We start from the raw sequence: 21236 nt of genomic DNA, 5'->3' as shown, positions 1-21236 counted from the left end.
TTCTACATTATGTTTCTATATGTTTCTATAATTTTTTTAGCTAATTTATACCCTAATTCCATGTAATCTTCCTTGTTACCAACTATATCTCTCTTTATAAGCTTATCTCCAACTTGAAATATTCCTACAATACTAATGGTATTTTCATTTATTTCTGCATAAGCACCTATAGTTGAATGACAATCTCCATTTAAAGTTCTCATAAAACTTCTCTCAGCCTCAACGCATATTCTTGTATTATCATCTTCCATTCTTTTAAATGCCTCTTCATTAGCACTATTCTTTTTTGTCTCTATTCCTAAAGCTCCTTGACCTACTGCTGGTACTATCTCATCAACATCAAAATAATCTGTTATAATATTTTCCATACCCATTCTTTTAAGTCCTGCTGCTGCTAATATTATTCCATCTAAATTTTCTTTTTCTATTTTAGATATTCTAGTCTGTACATTACCTCTTATAGGCACTATTTCTAAATCAGGTCTTAAAAGTTTAACTTGTGCAGATCTCCTATTGCTGCTAGTTCCAATTTTTGCTCCTTTTTTTAATTCTTTAAAATGTACACCATTCATTGAAACAAATGCATCTCTGACATCTTCTCTTGGAGGCATAGACACTATTTCAAACATATCAGGAACATCAAAAGGCACATCTTTCATGCTATGCACTGCAGCATCTGCTTTATCATTCAATAATGCTATTTCTATTTCTTTTATAAAAAGACCTTTTCCACCAATTTTACTTAAGGATACATCTAATATTTTATCTCCTGTAGTCTCTACTAGAAGTTTTTCAGAATCAATATCATAATCTTCCTTTAAAATTTTCATTATAGTTTCTGTTTGCACTTGGGCAAGCTGACTTCTACGAGTTGCAATTTTTAATTTCAAAATCAATCACCATCCTATTATCAGTGTATTCGTCCATATAAAACATATTTAGTACTATATCTTCTTTTCCTTTTTCATAAAAAAAATAAAAATCTTCAGAACATACAAATTTCATTATTTCCTTCTTTATACTGCTATTTTCCAACCTTTTTCTCAAATCTGATGTAAATTCAATAAATTTATCATATTTAACTGCACAATCTTTTATCTTATCTGCCAAATATACAGATGCTCTAGGATTTCCACTAGAAGTGTTAACTCCTAAGAAAATATTTTTTGTATTTCTCTGACAAGGCGTAACACACAATCCATTTTCTGGAGATGTACAATCTATATATAGCTTATAGCTTTCTATACAATGTGATCTTATTTCAAAATTTATTTTTTCTGAATTAGTAGCAATTATAACTAAATGATTACATTCTATATATTCTCTTTTGTATTCTGATTTTGTAATTTTTAAATTACTATAATTTTTTAGTTCTTTAAATCCATCATTGAAGTCTTTGGCAACTATTGAAACTAAGCATCCTTTTTTTATAAAAGTTTTAGCCTTTATAAGAGCTGCATTTCCTCCTCCAACAATAAGCACTTTTATCTTATTGGACATAAGTGAAAGCATTGTATATTTTATTCCGCAACATAAAATATCTTCTTTATTATTTTCATACAATCCTCAGCACTTCCCTTCAGCTGTTCCTCTTTTAATACATCTATAGCTCTATTAATAAAAGCATCTGATGTACTTTTAAAAAGTACTTCAGCCAATTTTTCATTATCCTTAGTGTACCTTTTATTTTTAAAGGTTTTATATCTCTTCCTATACACCTTTTCTCCACATTTTTTAAGGTTTACTATTTCTCCGGAAATACTTTGTATCTTCTGCCAATCTGAAAATTCTTTAATATATTTATCAACTATATATCTATTTTTAATCATTATATCTTTTCTTTTTTTTCTATTTTCATCATCTATGGAACTTACCTTGTCAATATTATATACTGTTACATTTTCCATATTACAAACTTCTTCTTCTACATCTCTAGGCACAGCTAGATCAAATATAGTCATAGTTTTTTGTGGTAAATTATTCTTTCTTACTACACAATGAGGTGCTGAAGTACATGATATTATGCAATCCACATCAGTATAATTTTCCACTCTTTCGTCAAAATTTATAACTTTCACTCTAGGATCTTCTATATCTACAACTTTGGGATTTCTTACTGCTATATATAGCACCTCGAAACCTGCAGATAAAATATACTTCGCTGCAAGCTGTCCAACTTCCCCAAAGCCTAAAAGCATAAATCTTTTTATTCCGCGTTTTCTGCTTTCATTAACTGCTATAGATGATGAAGATACTGGTATTTTATAAAGACTTGACTTAGTTCTAAACTCTTTTCCACAAGTAACTGCAATTTGAAAAAGTCTCTGCAAATCTCTATGAACAGTTTTTGAATTCAAAGCAATTTCATAGGCTTCCTTAACTTGAGCTAAAATTTGATCTTCTCCTAAAATCAAAGAATTAAATCCACATACTACATCCATCAAATGCTTAATTACTTCATTGCTCTTATAATGAAAAGTATAGTTTTTCAAATTTTTATCCCAACCTAATATATCAAAAACTTTATTTACCATAGCATCATCATGATCTTTAGCATTAAAGTATATTTCAGTTCTGTTACAAGTACTTATCACTACAACTTCATCACAAACTTCTTTTAAACTCTTTGTGAACTTTTCACAACGTTTTTGTATTACAGAAAATTTTTCTCTTATTTCTAATTTTACATCTCTTTTTAAACCTATAAGTTGTATCATTATTACCATCTCCCAAAATAATTCACTACCACTACAATTGATAGCAATCGTACAAAAACTTAACTTAATGAATTTAAAAGCTTTATAATTTTATTATTACTTTCCCTATTTTTAATAGCTAGCCTAATATATTTATCATTTAAGTTTTTAAAATTATCACATTTTCTAATTGCAATTCCTTTATCTAAACATATTTTATACAATTCATCACAATTTAAATCTTTAAGCCTGCATAATACAAAATTAGAATAAGTATTATACACTTCTTCTATTAAAGCTATTCTTTTTAAATTTGAAATCATATATTTTCTCTCTTCATTGATCCATTTTAATGAATCTTCTATATAATTTCTATCCTTTAAAACATATTTTGCCGCAATTTCTGCAAAACAATTTATATTCCAAGGATTTTGTTTGCTTTTAATTTTCTGTATAAGTTCATCATTTTTGCTTATCCCATATCCTATTCTAATACCAGGCAAAGCAAAGAATTTAGTTAAAGCTCTAATTAAAAATATGCACTTATAATTTTTTATTTTCTCTAAAAAACTAAAATTATTTTTCCCTGTAAATTCTATAAAAGCTTCATCTACTATAACTGTTTTATTATTTTCTTCACAAAAGTCTAATATTTTTTTAAATTTATCCTTATTTATTATTCCGCCATTAGGATTATTAGGATTTCCTATAATAAGTGCTTCTGACTTTTTTACTTGCAATAATATATCTTCATAATCATAAGTCATATCCTTTTTTATTATAGAATATATTACGTCACATCCCCATTTTAAAGCATTTTTTTCATATTCTATAAATGAAGGAACTGCTATACAAACTTTTTTAAAACAACTTATGGACAAATCTATAATCTCTGCTGCCCCATTGCCAAGAATTATATCTTTTTCGGATATAAAAGATTCACTTTTTTCATTATAAACTTCAGATTTAAAATAATCCACACTGAAATCTAAATATTCTTTAATACACTTTTTTAAGCACCTATATTCAACATCTGGATATTTTTCTACAGCTTTTACAGCTTCATTCAAATTATTTGTAAAACTCTCTGGAACTCCTAATGGATTTATATTAGAACTAAAATCTAAAATTTCTCTTCCTTTTAAAATTCCTTCTGTATATATATCTCCTCCATGTTCCATATCAATCACATCCTAAATTATTTTTATAAAGCATAATTTAATTCTTAATAATTGCAAACATAAATGCTACATATATAATTATCATAAAAATTTCAGCAGCATACATAAGCTTTATAGACTCGTTTATATGTTCGAAACTCAATGCCTTTTTCTTATCTCCTATTGTAGGTTTATAAACTACTTCTCCAAAATATACATTAGTTCCACCTAACTGTACTTTCATAGCTCCTGCAGCAGCCGCTTCTGGATAGGCACAATTGGGACTTTTATGATTTTTTCTATCTCTAAGCATTATAGAAAGGCTTTCCATAACATTGCCTTTAACTACAAAGGAACTTAAACATATAAGTATTCCAGTTATTCTTGCAGGTATAAAATTGAAGACATCATCTACCTTAGCTGGAAAAAATCCTATATATCTATATTTTTCATTCATATATCCAAGCATTGAATCCATAGTATTTATAGCCTTATACATCATTGCCAAAGGTGCTCCTCCAATTATTGCATAAAATATTGGTGCAATAACTCCATCTGAAGCATTTTCAGCTACTGTTTCCACATCAGCTCTTATTATCTCATTATCACCAAGCTGTGTTGTATCCCTTCCAACTATATATGAAAGCATTAATCGAGCTTTCTCTATATCTTTATCTTTCAATGCATGATAGACCTTTTTAGCTTCCTTACTTAGAGATTTTGCTGCTAATGTTGTCCATATTATTAGTACATTGACAACATGAAACAACCAGGGCAAAGAACTTACTAACTTTAAAATACCAAATGTGATAAAAAAGCTCGCACCTGCTACAATTATTACAATAAATCCTCCAAAAGCTCTAATCCCACCATTAGATTTACATAGTTTTCTTCCTTTTTTATCAAGAAATCCTATAAGCTTACCTATATATATAATAGGATGTGGCAACCAATTTGGATCACCTATTAGCCAATCTATTATTACAGCTAAAATTATATCTAATATATTCATTGATATAAAAGATGCTATCAAAATACATCACCTCATTATTTCTTCATTCCCATAATATTATATATACTTTGTATGTCCATATTTTGTCTAATTATGTCTGCAAGTTTATCAAGCTCTTTTTCTCTTAAATTTTCATATATATAGGATTTCTTAGTTTTCATACCTTTTTTTGATCTTATTTTATTTAATACATATTCTCTAAAATGTACACCATCAAAAACTCCATGTATGTAGCTTCCCATAATATTTTCTTCATTATTTACAGCACCATCCTGCAAACAAACTTCTTCTCCATTTTTGTCTATGATCTTAAACAAAGGTTTTGCTTTTTCACCATAAGTACATATTCCCATATGTATTTCATACCCATATACGTCTATTTTTCTTTTTTCTGTTGAAGCTTCATCCTTATATACATCAAACTCTCTTATACTTTCTGCCTTTACTCTTGTAGTAACCTTTTCTTCCTCAAATACAGTATCTATATCCAAAAGACCCATAGCTTCTACCTCTGGAACTTCTGTTTCTACACCATAAGGATCTTTTATTATTTTTCCAAGCATTTGATATCCACCACAAATTCCTATAACTAAACCATCTTTGCTATATTCCTTTATGCGTGATTCTATACCAAATTTTCTAAGCTTAAGTAAGTCCTCAATAGTATTCTTGCTTCCTGGAATTATAACTAAATCAGGATTTCCAAATTCTTCAACGGTTTCTATAAATCTCACTGATACATCCTCTTCACTCTTTAGTGAATCTAAGTCTGTAAAATTAGATATGTGTGGAAGCTTTATTACAGCTATATCTATAGGTGCCGTTATCCTCTTATTAAATTCTACTGCACCATCTTCATCTTCTAATGCCAAATGAAAATAAGGAATTACACCTAGGCATGGTATTTTTATTATATCTTCCAGCATAGTGAGTCCTGGTTTTAATATTTCAACATCGCCTCTAAATTTATTTATTATAGTACCCTTAACCCTCTTCTTTTCTTCTTCATTAAATAGAACCATGGTTCCTGCTAAAGATGCAAATACTCCTCCTTTATCTATGTCTCCAGCCAACAAAACAGGTGCATCTACAATTTCTGCCATTCCCATATTTACTATATCTCTATCTCTTAAATTTATTTCCGCAGGACTACCTGCTCCTTCCATTACTATGATATCAAATTTTTTTTCCATTTCTTCAAATTGCTCTTTAAGCATATCCCTAAATTGTAATTTCATATTATGATATTCCATAGCAGTACTATTTCCATATACCTTCCCATTAACTATAATTTGACATTTTTTATCAGAAGTTGGCTTCAAAAGTATAGGATTCATATATGCTTCAGGTTGAAGACCTGCAGCATAAGCTTGAAGCACTTGTGCACGACCCATTTCCTTCCCATCTAAAGTTATATATGAATTTAAAGACATGTTCTGTGACTTAAAAGGACATACAGAATATCCATCCTGTGTAAAAATTCTACAAAGTGCTGCTACTAGTATACTCTTTCCTACTGATGATCCTGTGCCTTGAATCATAATTTTAGCCATACTAATCCTTCCCCTCTTAAAATTTTTGTACACTAAAAAAATTGTCCAAAATCAATTTTATGCAATATCAATACACTTTTTAACACACTGCATATTTTTTGACTTTTAAGACAATTTTTTATATAATAAAAAACCGGCAAATGCCGGAAGTACTATATTAAAAGTCCTTTCCCTCCGAAAGCATATGTTTTAATCAGGCAGGTCTCCTGGCTTATGAATCATTCTCTCCTTTGCCTTCCTCTAATATTAATAGAGTGGCCAGTAAAGGTTTGTCCTCATTTACAGTAGCGGGGGCTGCTGCGGAATTCAACCGCATTCCCTTTTCACCTTATTAAAAAGGCACCTGAAGTTACAATATTTTTTTATAAATTTAGTTTATTACAATTAAGTTACTCTGTCAATAACTCTACTTCCAATAAATAAATCCCATCTAGAACTTATAATTACTTGATATTGTAATGAACTAAAAAATCGTTATCATTGATTACGGAATTATAATCATCATCCCTTACAATAGTATGTTCTTCTGAAAAAACTAAAGCTCTTTTAAATACATCTTGCACATATTCAAAATCATGGGTAGAACAAATTATAGTTTTACCACTAGAATTTAATTTTATCATAAGATCTTTCAAAAATCTTTTTCCTTTAGGATCTATACCATTCATAGGTTCGTCTAAAACTAAAACCTCTGGATTTAAAGCTAAAACACTAGCTATAGCTACCCTCTTTTTCTCTCCACCACTTAAATTATATGGTTCCCTTTCTCTAAGATCTTCTACATCTAAAAGCTTTAAGCAATCTTCAACTCTCATATTCACTTCTTCTTCCTTTAAGCCCATCTGCCTTGGTCCAAATGCTATTTCATCATATACGTTAGAACAAAAAAGTTGTGCATCTGAATTTTGAAATACAAAGCCTACATTTTTGTGAAATAATTTACAGAATTTATTATCTTCTAACTTTTTACTATTTATTTCTTCACCTTTAAAGTAGTATTTTCCTTTTTTTGCAAATTCTATTCCATTTACAATTTTTAAAAATGTTGATTTACCACTGCCATTAGGACCTATTAAAGCCAAAGCTTCTCCTTCTTTAATACTTACATTTATATTTTTTAATACATCTACATTTTTGTATTTAAAATAAACATCTTTAAATTCAATCATCATTATCACATCCTAGCAAAATAAAAATACATCAATATAATTACTACATTTATTATAACATAAGCAAAATCCTTAAAGGAAAATTTAAAGTTTGAATAAGATATATACTCTCCTGTGAATCCTCTACATTCCATGGCGGAATACATTTCATCACCCATTTCCTTTGATTTTAAGAAAAGATTCCCCATTACTTTAGATAAAGAAGAGTATTTACTATCATTTATACCTATAGACCTTAATTTTAGAGCATAAATCATCTCTAAAGAAAATTCTCCAAGAATATAAATATATTTTATGGTTATATCGAAGACTAATATGAATATATCTGGTATGAAGAAGTTTTTAAGCGCCTTTGTTATATCATGCCACTTAGTAGTATAAGATAAGATATTTATAGCTAATATGGTACCTACTACTTTTAAGATAAGAAGTATACTATTTGTTACATTTCCCATAATAATAGAAGGTATAATCATAATAAATGTAAAAATTGGTACCACTATACTTACTGCTAAAATTTTTTTTATGTCTTCTATGTCTAATAAACTCAAAGTAAATAGCATATACACATCTACAATTAATATGTACATAAGATTCTTAGACATTGACAAAAATATTATGTTTATAATTGTAAAAATCAATTTTATAGATGGATTAAGCTTGTACATAAAATTATTATTAACTTTGTTGCTTCTCTTTATTAAAGATAAAATACTTAAAAGTCCCACTATAGTTTTATCTATAAAACTATCTTTATCAGCTTTAGGTACATAGTCATCTTTCTTTAAAAGCCAGTCTCCCATTATCATTCCACCTGCTTATTACAAATTATTTTACATATACTCAAAATATATCATATATAAAAACCTAATGCAATTAGTTTAAAAGTTATTATATTATACATAATCACTGTAAAATATTGAAATAATTAATATTTATTTTACATTTTACATATATTTTAGAAGGATTTAAAATGCTTTTGTAGAATATGTGTTATTAGTGCGCTATTGTACAACAGTTTATTTTAATAATAATGAAAGGAGTTCTCACTGTGTTAAGTTCTGATTATTCTTGTTTATTTTCAAATAACTCTAATAATAATTTCATTGTTAATACAGATATTCCCAATGATAAAAATATGATTAATACAATTATAGACAATGTTCCTATAGGAGTTATAATTTTAGATAGCAAATTTAACATAATACTTTGGAATTCCACACTAGAAGAAATGTCAAAGATATACAATAAAACTGTTATAGGAAAAAACTTTTTTCAGATTTTTCCCAATGCATTTACTGAAGATATCAATATTAAAATAAAAAGCATTATAAATGATAAAGAAGCTATAATATTAGATAATCTTTTAGTAAATAATTTCTTTTCAAGTAAACATCAGAAATATTGCAATATAAAAATTAGTGCTTTAAAAAACAAGTCTTCAATATCAAATGAAATAATGTTTACTTTTGAGGATTGTACTGTACTGCAAAATGTAAAATATGAATTGAATAAAGAATGTTCTATTATTAAAACCTTAATCAAAAAAATAAGAGAAGATAGATTGCACTTAAATAAAATGCAAGAAATTGACAAACTAAGGACAGATTTTTTTACAAACATCAGTCATGATCTTAGAACACCATTAAACATAATTCTGAGTGCACTTCAACTTATGAAATCTTTTAATAACTTAAACTGCAATGAAGAAAAATCTTTTAAATATTTTAAGAGCATAAAACAAAATTCTTTAAGATTATTAAAACTTATTAATAATTTAATAGATATAACAAAAATTGATAGTGGATATTTTCAAATAAATACTGGAAATTACAATATAGTTAATGTGGTTGAAGATATAACACTGTCTGTAGCTCAATATGTAGAAAATAAATCCATAACTCTTACATTTGATACAAATACAGAAGAAAAAATTATGGCTTGTGACCCTGATAAAATAGAAAGAATTATGTTAAATTTAATATCTAATGCTATAAAATTTACAAATCCAGGTGGACATATATTTATAAACATATTTGACAAAAATGATTATATTATTATTTGTGTAGGAGATACTGGTATTGGCATACTTGAAAATGATTTGGATATAATTTTTGAAAGATTTCGCCAGTCAAATGCAACTTCATCAATAAATTATACAGGAAGTGGTATAGGTTTGTCTCTTGTAAAATCTTTAGTTGAAATGCATGGAGGAAAAATTTCAGTTAAAAGTACTTATGGAAAGGGAACCAAATTTACTATAAAACTTCCTGTTACCATAAAGGAAACTGATAATGTACCTATACAAAATACTAGCTTTAATAAAAACCATATTGAAAAAGTAAGTATAGAATTTTCCGATATATATACATCATAACTTTCACACATACAAAATTTTGATTTAATATAAAAACATTGGTACACAACTTTTTGAGAGGGCAGATGACAATTGTCCTCTCAAAAAAATTTGTTTTTCACATCTAAAACTTACACGTTACTCCCTTCGCAAAATACATACCATGATCCCATAGATATAGCTGTACCTTTTGCTTGTTCTTCTAATAAAAAGTTTTTCAAACTATTCTCATTTACCAAAACAACTTCTATTTCCTCTTCTGATTCAAGATGTTGTTTAGGATTTAAATTTTCTTTTATTGTTTCATCAATTTCTACATTCGCTACACGCACAGTATCTGTTAATAGTGCTGCATTTGAATATAATTCAGGGCTTACAGTTTTTATTTTTCCTATATATCCTGTTTCTTCTTTAAGTTCCCTTAAAGCTTCATTTTCTAAATCTTCACCTTCTACTAAGCCTGCTGGAAATCCTAAAATATAATTATTTATAGCTGGACGATATTGTTTTATCATTAAATATCTGTTTGATGGAACAAGTTTAGGTATTATAACCACAGTTTTACTAGTATTAGTTCTTTCTATACTTTCCCAATTTACAGTTTCTCCACTTTTACTCTTATAAGTTGTTTGCTTTAATGCTAGCCATTTACCTTTATATAAAATTTTCTCTTGAATTTTTTTCATAATTAGTTCACTCCAATCTTGCAAAAATTTCGGTTAATATCAATAATAGGTTTCAATAATTACGATGCATACTGCGTAAATGTCACAAATACGAATGTTGCAAAAACAAAATTATAAATTAATTCCATATTTTTAATAATTACCCTGTGATTAATTCATCTAATTCATACATTGTGTATAAATTATTCTTAAAAAAATGTACATTCTGCAAATAGAATTAAAAATTTCCATTTGCTATAATGTAATTATATCAAATGGTTGGTAAATTACAACGTTTTCTGCTGGTTCTTCTCTTACTTATACAATAATAAAAAATGTATAAATTCAGTCAGGAGAATTAAAGATTATAGTATATACTTTCAATTGATGCAACATATATCATCCTAATTAGAGCCAATTAAATGTTGTGAACATCTAAGGGGTTACACTTCCCTAATGTAAATGTTTAACACGATTTTTTCGGTGTAGGATGATGAAGATATCATATGCAAAAAATATTGTAAAAGCATCTAATCTAATTTTTCTGAATGTTGCGTTATTTTTATCAACTATGTGTACAATGGGTAATATGGGGATGAAAAACATAAAGTGCAAATCAAAGAAATTTAAAGTGTTGTAGTACTAATTGATATGATTGTAACTTAAAGTAAATGTTTAAAGAAGGGGTGTATATTATGATAGTAATTGGTGAAAAAATTAATGGAGCGATTCCTTCCACAGCTAAAGCCATTGCAGCAAAGGATGCAGAATTCATAAGAAATCTTGCAATAAAGCAAACAGAAGCAGGTGCAGATTTTATTGATGTTTGCGCTTCAGTGAATGATGAGATCGAACTGGAAACAATGAAATGGCTTATAGACATTGTACAGGACGCAACCGATGTACCGATTGCAGTGGACAGCCCTAACGTCCACACATGCGTAGAAGCCATGAAATACTGTAAAAAGCCAGGCCTTTTTAATTCCGTATCTATGGAAGGTGACAAGATTAATGTGGCATTTCCTGCAATCGCTGATACAAAATGGGAGTGTGTTGCTCTCTTGAACAGCGACAAAGGAATCCCTAAAACTGCTAAAGACCGTTTGGATGTATTTGTAGATTTAATGGCAAAAGCAAAAGAATACAACATTGATCCTTCTAGGATGCATATTGATCCCTTGATTGAAATGCTATGTACATCAGAAGAAGGGATCACCATGGTAACTGAGGTTATGAAAAAAATCAAAGAATTATATCCTACGATTCATGTAGTTGGAGCTGTTAGCAATATTTCCTTTAATATTCCAGCTAGGAAAATTGTCAATCAGGCATTTGCAGTATTAGCTATGAATGCAGGAATGGACAGCTTTATCCTTGATCCATTAAATCAGGATTTAATAGGGATGTTGTTTGCAACAGAAGCACTATTAGGTGAAGACGAATACTGCATGGAATATATTAGAGCATATAGAGAAGGAATATTTGGTAAAAAGAAATAATTATATATAGTAATAAGGAGGAAAAGGTAATGTCTAAAATTGAAGAAGTAAAAGTTAATGTAGAGAAAGGTAAAACTAAACTTATTAAAGGATTGGTGCAGGAAGCACTAGATGAGGGAAGCAAAGCAGAAGATATACTTCAAGCTATGATTGACTCAATGGGTGTTGTAGGTGATAAGTTCTCCACAGGAGAAATATTCGTACCTGAAATGCTAATAGCAGCAAAAGCAATGTCAAAAGGTGTAGAAGTGCTTAAACCTCATCTTTCAAGTGGCGCTTCATCTTCTTTAGGAACATGTATTATTGGAACAGTCGCAGGCGATTTACATGACATTGGAAAAAATTTGGTTTCAATGATGATTGAAAGTACTGGATTTAAAATAGTAGACCTTGGCGTAGATGTACCCGATGCTAAATTTGTTGAAGCAGTTAAGGCAAATGAAAATGTAAAAATAGTAGTATGTTCAGCACTTCTTACTACAACAATGCCAGCTTTGAAGAAAACAGTTGAGACTTTAAGAGAAAGTGGATTAAAAGGATTCAATGTAATGGTTGGTGGTGCTCCTGTAACAGCTGAATTTGCGGCTTCAATAGGGGCAGATGCATACACTCCTGATGCAGGTAGTGCTGCAATTAAGGCTAAAGAATTGGCAACAGCATAGATATATCATAAATAATATAAGGGGAGGTATTGATATATGTTAACTAAAAGACAGAATTTACTCGAAACTATTAAAGGTGGAAATCCAGATCGTTTTGTTAATCAATATGAATTTTTAAATATGATCCTGGAAATGCCTTTGGGACATGGATCTAAATACGGTTCTACTTGGAAAGATGATTGGGGAATAACATGGCAATGGCCAGAAGGTCAACTTGGTGCGTTCCCTGTGCATGATGACGAACACAGAGTTTTAAAAGATGTTACCGAATGGAAAAAATATGTTAAAATTCCTGAAATAAAAACTTCCGATGAAGCTTGGGCTGCAGCTGTTGCTCATGCTAATTCTGTTGACCGTAATGAGGAATTTGTCTCACCTTTCTATGCTCCAGGTGTCTTTGAAATGACACATCATCTTATGGGTATGGAAGATGCATTAATGGGTTTATATGAAGAGCCTGAAGCTATGCATGAGTTAATTGATGCTATTACGCAGTATGAGCTGGATGCTGCAAAAGTGATAGTTGAAAAACTTCATCCAGATTGTATTTTCCATCATGATGACTGGGGTAGCCAAAAAAACTCTTTTGTGGCTCCTGCAATGTTTGAAGAGTTCTTTCTTCCAGCTTATAAAAAAATCTATGGTTTCTATAAAGCCAATGGTGTTGAATTGATTGTTCACCACAGCGATTCTTATGCAGCTAACCTAGTTCCATATATGATCGAAATGGGTATCGATATCTGGCAAGGCGTTATGAACACTAATAACATTCCTGAAATAATCAAGCAATATGGTGAAAAAATATCCTTTATGGGAGGGCTCCACAGCGGTTTGATTGATTTTCCGGATTGGACACCTGAAAATTGTATGAAACATGTAGAAGAAGCTTGCAAAGCTAATGGAAAGAAATACTTTATTCCATGCCTCACTGCGGGTTTACCTAAGGGATATTTTCCAAATGTATATGAAACAGTAAGTAATTCAATAGATGAAATGAGTAAAAAAATGTTTTAAAGTACATAACTTGTACAAAACATTTTTGTTGTAAATAAAAAACATTTTGGATCAATGTTAAAAATAAATTAATCCAAAATGTTTTTTGTGTTTTTTCCTACTGAGAGTTCTTTGTTTGTTACAAGGTCAAGTACGAGTCTCATTTTATTGTCTAATGTATAGGGAACTCCTATATTCCAAAACTTAAATTATGTATATTCAAGTAGAATATAACTATACTTAAAGAAAAATACTTCATAGGGGGAATTATATGAATATTTTAAATAAAAAATTTCAACTTATTATTAATTCACAAAAAGGTAAAGAAGTCATAAATGTTAAATCAGGTGAAAATTTATTTAATGTATTAATGGATAACAGAATATTTATAGATAGTCCCTGCAATGGAAAAGGAATTTGTGGAAAATGTAAAGTTAAAGTAGTAATAGGATTAAAGAAACCTACTCCACTTGATATAAAACATTTAACTAAAGAAGAGTTAGAAAGTGGATTTAGATTATCCTGTAATTTGACTATAGATGAAGATTCAGAAATAGTACTTTTAGAAAAGAATAAAGATATGGAAGTATTAATAAATGGGACAGAACAGCAATATACTTTAGATACTGTAGTGAAGAAAAAATATTTAGCAATTGAGAAACCATCCATTAATGATCAACGAGATGATTATAGAAGGTTAATTGATGCTTGTGAAAGTGATGATTTACTCATTGGTTTACAATATTTACCTCAAGTAAGTGATTTGTTAAGAGGAGCTGATTTTAATGTTACCGCATCACTTTATAAGAATCGTCTTTTACATTTAGAAAGTGGTAACTGTTTACAACAAAACTATGGACTAGCTATAGATATAGGTACAACTACTATAGTAATCTATTTATTAAATCTAAATGATGGAAAAGTAATAGATATAGATTCAAGAGTTAATAACCAGAGAAGTTATGGGGCTGATGTGGTTTCAAGAATAAATTTTACTATTGAGAATCCAAAGGGATTAGGTATATTGAAGGATAATATTGTAACTCAGCTTAATGATATGATAGAACTGTTATGTAAAAAAAATAACATAAGTGAAGATAACATATATGATATAGTTATTGTTGGAAACACTATTATGATTCACCTACTACTTGGACTTCCATGTAAAAATATAACTATGTCACCATATATTCCAGTGGTTACAAAAGCATTGGAGCTTGAAGCTAAGGAGATCGGAATTAAGACTAAAGGCATGGTAAGCTTACTTCCTGGTATATCAGCTTTTGTAGGAAGTGATATAACTGCTGGTATATTATCCTGTGGTATGTTAAATTCAGAAAAATATTCATTATTATTAGACCTTGGAACTAATGGAGAAATTGCGCTAGGCAATAAAAACGAAGTAGTAACTTGCTCTACAGCTGCCGGACCAGCTTTTGAAGGCACAAATATTAAGCATGGAATTGGTGCCATAAAAGGAGCTATAAGCAAGGTTGATTTATCAAAGGATAAAATATACGAAACAATAGGAAATGAAAAACCTTGCGGAATATGCGGCTCAGGAGTGTTGGATGCTGTCGCACAATTTGTGAAGTTTGGAATATTAGATGAATCAGGTAGAATGGCAGGAGCGGACGAAGTGGAAAACAAGGATTATCAGAATAGGATTGTTGAGATAGATAATATGAGACAATTCATTCTAACACAAAATAGTATACATGAGGAAAGTATTACCTTTACACAAAAGGATGTACGAGAAGTTCAATTAGCAAAGGCTGCTGTATGTGCTGGTATCAAAATACTTTTAAAAGAAAAGAACATAAACTTTAATGAAATAGAAAAAGTGTACATTGGCGGTGGATTTGGTAATTATATGGATATAGAAAGTTCTGCTACCATAGGCATGATACCCAAAGAGCTCAAGGGTAAGATTGAATCTGTTGGCAACTGTGCAGGGGGTGGCGCTAAAATATATTTGCTATCAAAACGAATAAGAGAAAATGCAGTAGATATTATTAATAAAACAACATATATAGAGTTATCAAAAAGAGAAGATTTCCAAGAATATTTTATAGATTCTATGATACTGGATTAATATCTTCAGTTGCAAATGCAGAGAATCTCAAATAAAGAGATACAAGTCTCGAGATGTGGACTGCCAACAATGAAATATCACTTTCGTAAATTGCAATATAAAGCCCAGCAAGTTAATTTGCTGGGCTTTATATTGCTTACAAATTATGCATATATAATTTGTATAAACTAAATAGTATTAATATTTTTTCAATTAGGTCTTAATAATAAAAAGAGTTCTTCTTCGCAATATTATTAATTACATATATCACAATAAGGACACTTCCAAAATGTATCTTCTGATTTATCTGGATGAATTTTATTATCAAGTTTCTGATTTTCACCAAACTCATGGTAATCTCTACATTCTTTTTGAAATGCTGCTTTAGGTGAGGTAGCATAGCTATATTTAAATTTTTTATACTTCTCTCCAACATGTTGTTTAAGCTTTCCATTCACATCAGAATCAGCTCTTCCAACATATTCAACTATAAAATGATTATTCTCTTTATTAATATGTCCTAAAGCATAATTTCCAGGTGAAATTTTTGTTACTTGATTATCTATTGTTTCTGTATTTAAATCAAAAGAACCTCTCATTTCTAATGATGCCATAATACCATCCCCCCTTATATTAAACTTCTACAAAAGTATAATAATACCCTTTAATTTTCATTGGGATTCTTTTGCTTTTCTAATCTATATATAAAATAACTACAAGAGTATATAATGTTATAAATTATATATAACCATGTAATTAAATTTTTACAACTAGAGCCACCTGGTTTGAATTTTAACAAACATACTTGCTTTATTAAGATCTCAATGATATAATTCAAATAGTTAGTAATACCACTTAAGGAGATAATAGCAATGAGATTAAATGCTTTTAACTTAATACAAATTGTATTTTTATTTATTTGTATTTCAACCATATTTTCATATATAGTATACTCATATAAAAAATGCACAAAGCATATTTATATAGATATTTGCGCAGCTATTAATAGAAAAGCTGTTAGATATATTGAAAAACTACATATAGAAGATTATTTAGCTTTTGAAAAATATCACATTTGGAGATTTTGTGTACATTTTTAAAAGTAATGTTTTATTAAATTAAGTTTTTTAATAAAAAATAAGGAGAGATTTTAATGAACATTATTTTTAACCTTTTCAACCAAATATTAAGTAATATTTTCAATTTCACTGGAGATTGGGGTATTTCCATAATTTTTTTAACTATATTAGTAAGAATAATACTTGTTCCATTCTCCATAAAACAAAAATCTGAAATGTATAACCAGCAGAGAATCTCACAAAAAATTCAGGATATAAAACTTAAGTATAAAAATAATGAGAAAAGAATTAAAGAAGAAACTGTTAAATATGAACAGCAGCTTGCTAAGAGTACTTTAGGATGTCTAGTTACCTTCATACAACTACCAATACTTTTCACTTTATATAATGTAGTGATGAAGATGCCAGTACAAGTTGGCACAATTATTCTACCTTGGGTCTCAAGTATTAAACTGTATGATACTTACTACATCGTTCCAATTATATACGGTTTAATTTCTATATGCCCCCAGCTTATTAATAATTTGGATTATTTCAAAGTATTAAAGGAAGTTAAACTTTCTAAAACAAATTTAATTATAACTAGTATATTCAGCATATTAATAACTATAAAAGCTCCAATAGCACTTGGACTATACTTCATAACTACAAGTTTATTTACCTTATTTGAAGAAATAGGCTATAGACTTTATATAAAAAAATTTAGTGCAGCTTCAAGTAATTGCTAGATTTATGCAATGTAATGGTGCAGTGGAAGTTTGAATTTTAACTTTCAACTGTATGGAGACTGATATATGCTGTGAAGTGAGTTTTCCTTCACAGCATATATCAGCCGGAATACAGTTGAAAGTTACTTCGCTTACGTCACAATATGCTCAAATTGCAAAGTAAAATTTTATCATATTATTACTGCACCATTAATAGTATGATAAATTATTGATCTTAGCTAAAGCTGTAACTACTGAAAATATTATGACTGCTGCCAAATTTGCAGTGTTATTATCTTGATCAAATCTCGGTGATACTTCAGCTATATCAAAGCTTATTACTTTATTGGATTTTAAAATATGTTTAATGAACTTTAACACTATTTCAGGATCTAGTCCTAATGATTGTGATGCACTTACTCCTGGAGCAAAGGCAGATGAAAATACATCTGAGCATACAGTTATATAAATATGTTCTTTATCTTTCATAAAATTATCCAACTTATCTAATTGATCAAAAATATTATTTCCTGAAATATCCTTTGCCAAAACATAACCTACATTAAATTTATCTGCAATTTTAAATAACTCCACAGTATTACTATGCTTTTGAATTCCAATACAAAAATAATTATATTTTAAATCTTTTTCCATGCAAATATCTAATATTTGCCTAAACATAGTTCCTGAAGTTCCACCATTTTCATAAGGCCTGATATCAAAATGAGCATCAAAATTTATAATTCCTATATTAGGTTTATTATCACTTTTTAATAAACTGTTTAATATTCCATTATAATGTCCAAACGCAACCTCATGTCCTCCACCTAAAACTATAGGTAAAAGATTTAATGATAGTATTTTTGACACTACCTCCGAAAGTAAAGCTTGGCTTTCTTCTAAACTTATACCTTCACAAAACACATTTCCTGCATCAAAAAGTTCAACATCCTTTGCAAAGGCGCAAGGCAAACTACTTAATTCTTTTCTAATACTTTTAGGTCCATTAACAGCTCCAATTCTCCCTTTATTCCTTCTAATTCCTTCATCACAACAAAAACCAATAAAAGCAAAACCCAACTTTCCATTAAAAGGAGTTAAATTATCTTTTCTTAAATCAATAATTTTAATCCATTGATGCCATCTAAATGCATCAAAATTAGTTTCACTATCAATTCTTCCTTCCCAATCTGTTTCCTCTACAACTTTATAGTTTTTATTAAACATTTTTTTCCTCCATTGTTTCTCTAATTAAGTTACTAACTTCATCTCCAATTATTTGAAATCCTATTTGTATTTCATTTTTATTCACTCTTGAAAATCCCAATCTAAATGTATCAGCACCTTTATTATCTGTATAAAAAATATCTCCTGGTGTAAATATGACTCCCTTATCATAACACCTGTCTAATAATTTTCTGGCATTAATTCCATCAATTTTTATGAATATATGCAAACCTCCTTCTCCCATAACCTGACCTGTAGAAATATACTTTTTGGCACATTCAATTGCAAATTCATATTTTTCTTTATAAACTTTTCTAGCTTTTTTTATATACTTTTCAAAATTTCCACCTTGTAAGTAATCATAGAACACAGCTTGATCTAAAAATGATGTATGAATATTTCTACTTCTTTTCACACTTTCTAAATATCCTATAATATTTTCATCACCTAAAATCCATCCAATTCTTATACCAGGAAAAAGTACCTTGGAAAAGCTTCCTATATATATTACACTATTTCCTTCTCCACACAATGCTGCTATTGGAGCAACATGAGCTCCTGTATATCTAAGCTCTTCATTGAATCCATCTTCTATTATCGGAATATTGTACTTTTTTAACAATTTATAAAGCTTAACTCTTTTTTCTGGTGACATTACAATTCCCGTAGGATTGTGATAGGATGGAATAAAGTAAGAAAGAGCAAATTTATCTTTTTCAAGTTTTTCTTGTAGCTTTTTTATATTTATGCCATCAGCATCCATATCCACGCCTTCAATAGTTAATCCATGGAGTTTCATTATCTTTATAGCTGTATTGTGTGTAGGATTTTCACAAAGCACTTTATCATTTGTATTTGTAAGAGATGATAATATTATATCAAATCCTTCAGTAAAACCATTAGTTATGAGTATATCCTTTCCTCTTATGTTAACGCCTTTATTTTTCATATATTTAAGAAGATAATTAATGAGTGGTCTATAACCCTGAGCATATCCATAATTTAATATTTTTTCACCTTCTATAGACATACGATTTAAAAAAGCTTTTTTAAATTCTTCCACATCAAAAAGATTTTCATCTGGTGCTATGCTTTTAAAGGATATCATTCCTTTTTTCCACTTAGCCTCATGTTTTACAATATCAAGACTTTCAGAAGCTCTTGCATAATCATTTATCAAGGTTTTCCAATTTACATTCCACTTTTCCTGCATTTCTACATGAATTTCACATACAAATGCGCCTTTTCCTTTTTTAATGCATATGAATCCCTCATCTTCCAAGAACTCATAAGCATATATAATAGTATTCCTACTTACTTTCATAATAGATGACATTTCTCTTGTAGAAGGCAACTTTTCTCCACTTTGAAGCATACCTCCAAGTATCATTTCTTTAATATAATCCTTAATTTGTATATATACAGGTACTTCTTTATTAAACTTTATATCTGAAAACATAGTTTCACCTCTAAAATATATTCTTACATAAATTTAAGGATAAATAAAGAGGCTGATATACTAATTAGTACATCAGCCCCTTAAATTTAAATATTAAAATGATGGAATTATGCTTCCTTTATATTTTTCTTCTATGAAATTTTTGATTTCTGGTGAATTAAGTGCCTTTGACAAAGCTTTTATAGAATCTTTATCCTTATCCTTAGTTCTTACTGCAAGTACATTAGAATATGGTGAATCTTTTGGCTCTATAGCAATGGCATCTTTTGTAGGATTTAAATTTGCTTGAAGCGCATAATTTGAATTTATAACAGCTGCATCTACATCACCTAAAACTCTTGGAAGTTGTGGTGCATCTAATTCTTTTATTTTGATATTTTTCTTATTTTCAGTTATATCTGCTTTTGAAATAAGTTCACCATCTTTTACTTTAATAAGTCCTGCATTTTGAAGCACTTTTAAAGCTCTAGCTCCATTTGTTGGATCATTAGGTATAGCAATTTCTGCCCCATCTTTTATATCAGCTATCTTTTTAACCTTATTTGAATATACTCCCATTGGTTCAAGATGAACTTTTACAGTATAAGATAACTCAGTATGCTTTTCTTTATTAAACTGTTCTAAGTAAGGTATGTGTTGATAAAAATTTGCATCTAATTGTCCTTCATTTAAAGAAGTATTTGGTGTTACATAGTCTGTAAATTCAACAATTTGAAGATCATAACCTTCTTTTTGTAATATTGGTTTAACTTGTTTTAATATTTCTGCATGCGGCACTGGTGTAGCACCTACTTTTATTACTTTTTTATCTTTACTTGTACTGCTTGAAGCATCTCCACTTTTAGCTCCGCAGCCTGCTAATGATAAAACAACAAGTGATGATAGTATTAAAGATAATATTTTTTTCTTCTTCATTTTTGTTACC

The 21236-nt window shown here is 29.1% G+C and carries 19 protein-coding genes and 1 riboswitch; of the genes, 6 read left to right on the top strand and 13 right to left on the bottom strand.

Annotation, left to right across the window (positions count from 1 at the left end):
• Positions 1 to 2: 2 nt before the first annotated feature.
• The 8 genes from hemC to EG57_RS0200630 all read right to left on the bottom strand — a co-directional run bounded on the left by hemC (position 3) and on the right by EG57_RS0200630 (position 8393).
• The gene (hemC, locus tag EG57_RS0200665; RefSeq protein ID WP_032075395.1) at positions 3 to 890 is read right to left on the bottom strand and encodes a hydroxymethylbilane synthase; all 888 of its coding nucleotides are present in this window, start codon (positions 888 to 890) and stop codon (positions 3 to 5) included.
• On the bottom strand, positions 865 to 1563 hold the full coding sequence (locus EG57_RS0200660; protein WP_032075394.1) for an NAD(P)-dependent oxidoreductase: 699 nt from the start codon (positions 1561 to 1563) through the stop codon (positions 865 to 867). Before EG57_RS0200660 ends, hemC begins: the two co-directional genes overlap by 26 nt.
• On the bottom strand, positions 1521 to 2717 hold the full coding sequence (gene hemA, locus EG57_RS0200655; RefSeq protein WP_032075393.1) for a glutamyl-tRNA reductase: 1197 nt from the start codon (positions 2715 to 2717) through the stop codon (positions 1521 to 1523). The genes EG57_RS0200660 and hemA overlap by 43 nt, the downstream gene beginning before the upstream one ends.
• Positions 2718 to 2776: 59 nt before the next feature.
• A complete protein-coding gene (locus EG57_RS0200650) occupies positions 2777 to 3877 on the bottom strand; it encodes a pyridoxal phosphate-dependent aminotransferase (RefSeq protein ID WP_032075392.1) in 1101 nt (366 codons plus the stop codon).
• 37 nt (positions 3878 to 3914) lie between these two features.
• Complete coding sequence (gene cbiB, locus EG57_RS0200645) at positions 3915 to 4862, bottom strand: adenosylcobinamide-phosphate synthase CbiB (RefSeq protein ID WP_032075452.1); 948 nt, start codon at positions 4860 to 4862, stop codon at positions 3915 to 3917.
• A 41-nt stretch (positions 4863 to 4903) separates the two neighbouring features.
• On the bottom strand, positions 4904 to 6421 hold the full coding sequence (locus EG57_RS0200640) for a cobyric acid synthase (protein ID WP_032075391.1): 1518 nt from the start codon (positions 6419 to 6421) through the stop codon (positions 4904 to 4906).
• Positions 6422 to 6600: 179 nt separating this feature from the next.
• Positions 6601 to 6783, bottom strand: a riboswitch (cobalamin riboswitch).
• 81 nt (positions 6784 to 6864) lie between these two features.
• Positions 6865 to 7590 (bottom strand): energy-coupling factor ABC transporter ATP-binding protein, encoded by a 726-nt coding sequence (locus tag EG57_RS0200635; RefSeq protein ID WP_032075451.1) that lies wholly within the window; start codon positions 7588 to 7590, stop codon positions 6865 to 6867.
• A 5-nt stretch (positions 7591 to 7595) separates the two neighbouring features.
• The gene (locus EG57_RS0200630; RefSeq protein WP_032075390.1) at positions 7596 to 8393 is read right to left on the bottom strand and encodes an energy-coupling factor transporter transmembrane component T family protein; all 798 of its coding nucleotides are present in this window, start codon (positions 8391 to 8393) and stop codon (positions 7596 to 7598) included.
• 248 nt (positions 8394 to 8641) lie between these two features.
• Between EG57_RS0200630 and EG57_RS25630 the strand changes: the two genes are divergently transcribed.
• Entirely contained in the window at positions 8642 to 9967 is a 1326-nt protein-coding gene (locus EG57_RS25630) for a sensor histidine kinase (RefSeq protein ID WP_161782689.1), read from the top strand.
• A gap of 110 nt (positions 9968 to 10077) precedes the next feature.
• On the opposite strand, the gene EG57_RS0200620 is transcribed toward EG57_RS25630, so the two are convergent.
• A complete protein-coding gene (locus EG57_RS0200620) occupies positions 10078 to 10632 on the bottom strand; it encodes an NUDIX domain-containing protein (RefSeq protein ID WP_032075389.1) in 555 nt (184 codons plus the stop codon).
• A gap of 674 nt (positions 10633 to 11306) precedes the next feature.
• On the opposite strand from EG57_RS0200620, the gene EG57_RS0200615 reads away from it, so the two are divergent.
• The 4 genes from EG57_RS0200615 to EG57_RS0200600 all read left to right on the top strand — a co-directional run bounded on the left by EG57_RS0200615 (position 11307) and on the right by EG57_RS0200600 (position 15860).
• Complete coding sequence (locus tag EG57_RS0200615; RefSeq protein ID WP_032075388.1) at positions 11307 to 12110, top strand: methyltetrahydrofolate cobalamin methyltransferase; 804 nt, start codon at positions 11307 to 11309, stop codon at positions 12108 to 12110.
• Positions 12111 to 12139: 29 nt separating this feature from the next.
• The gene (locus tag EG57_RS0200610) at positions 12140 to 12772 is read left to right on the top strand and encodes a corrinoid protein (RefSeq protein ID WP_032075387.1); all 633 of its coding nucleotides are present in this window, start codon (positions 12140 to 12142) and stop codon (positions 12770 to 12772) included.
• Between the two features lie 36 nt (positions 12773 to 12808).
• Positions 12809 to 13786: a uroporphyrinogen decarboxylase family protein gene (locus EG57_RS0200605; protein ID WP_032075386.1), complete on the top strand. Its 978-nt coding sequence runs from the start codon at positions 12809 to 12811 to the stop codon at positions 13784 to 13786.
• A gap of 250 nt (positions 13787 to 14036) precedes the next feature.
• On the top strand, positions 14037 to 15860 hold the full coding sequence (locus EG57_RS0200600) for an ASKHA domain-containing protein (protein WP_032075385.1): 1824 nt from the start codon (positions 14037 to 14039) through the stop codon (positions 15858 to 15860).
• A 233-nt stretch (positions 15861 to 16093) separates the two neighbouring features.
• On the opposite strand, the gene EG57_RS0200595 is transcribed toward EG57_RS0200600, so the two are convergent.
• Positions 16094 to 16453: a hypothetical protein gene (locus tag EG57_RS0200595; RefSeq protein ID WP_029160182.1), complete on the bottom strand. Its 360-nt coding sequence runs from the start codon at positions 16451 to 16453 to the stop codon at positions 16094 to 16096.
• Positions 16454 to 16992: 539 nt separating this feature from the next.
• Between EG57_RS0200595 and EG57_RS0200585 the strand changes: the two genes are divergently transcribed.
• A complete protein-coding gene (locus EG57_RS0200585; RefSeq protein WP_032075383.1) occupies positions 16993 to 17646 on the top strand; it encodes a YidC/Oxa1 family membrane protein insertase in 654 nt (217 codons plus the stop codon).
• 189 nt (positions 17647 to 17835) lie between these two features.
• Here the strand turns inward: EG57_RS0200585 and hutG are convergent, their stop codons facing one another.
• The 3 genes from hutG to EG57_RS0200570 all read right to left on the bottom strand — a co-directional run bounded on the left by hutG (position 17836) and on the right by EG57_RS0200570 (position 21226).
• The gene (gene hutG / locus EG57_RS0200580) at positions 17836 to 18852 is read right to left on the bottom strand and encodes a formimidoylglutamase (protein ID WP_032075382.1); all 1017 of its coding nucleotides are present in this window, start codon (positions 18850 to 18852) and stop codon (positions 17836 to 17838) included.
• A complete protein-coding gene (gene pdxR, locus EG57_RS0200575) occupies positions 18845 to 20311 on the bottom strand; it encodes a MocR-like pyridoxine biosynthesis transcription factor PdxR (protein WP_032075381.1) in 1467 nt (488 codons plus the stop codon). The genes hutG and pdxR overlap by 8 nt, the downstream gene beginning before the upstream one ends.
• A 93-nt stretch (positions 20312 to 20404) precedes the next feature.
• On the bottom strand, positions 20405 to 21226 hold the full coding sequence (locus EG57_RS0200570) for a MetQ/NlpA family ABC transporter substrate-binding protein (protein ID WP_032075380.1): 822 nt from the start codon (positions 21224 to 21226) through the stop codon (positions 20405 to 20407).
• Positions 21227 to 21236: the final 10 nt, after the last annotated feature.

This window comes from Clostridium drakei (genome assembly GCF_000633595.2).
In the GTDB taxonomy this organism is placed as follows: domain Bacteria; phylum Bacillota; class Clostridia; order Clostridiales; family Clostridiaceae; genus Clostridium_AM; species Clostridium_AM drakei.
This window is presented reverse-complemented; position numbering and strand designations above follow the sequence as displayed.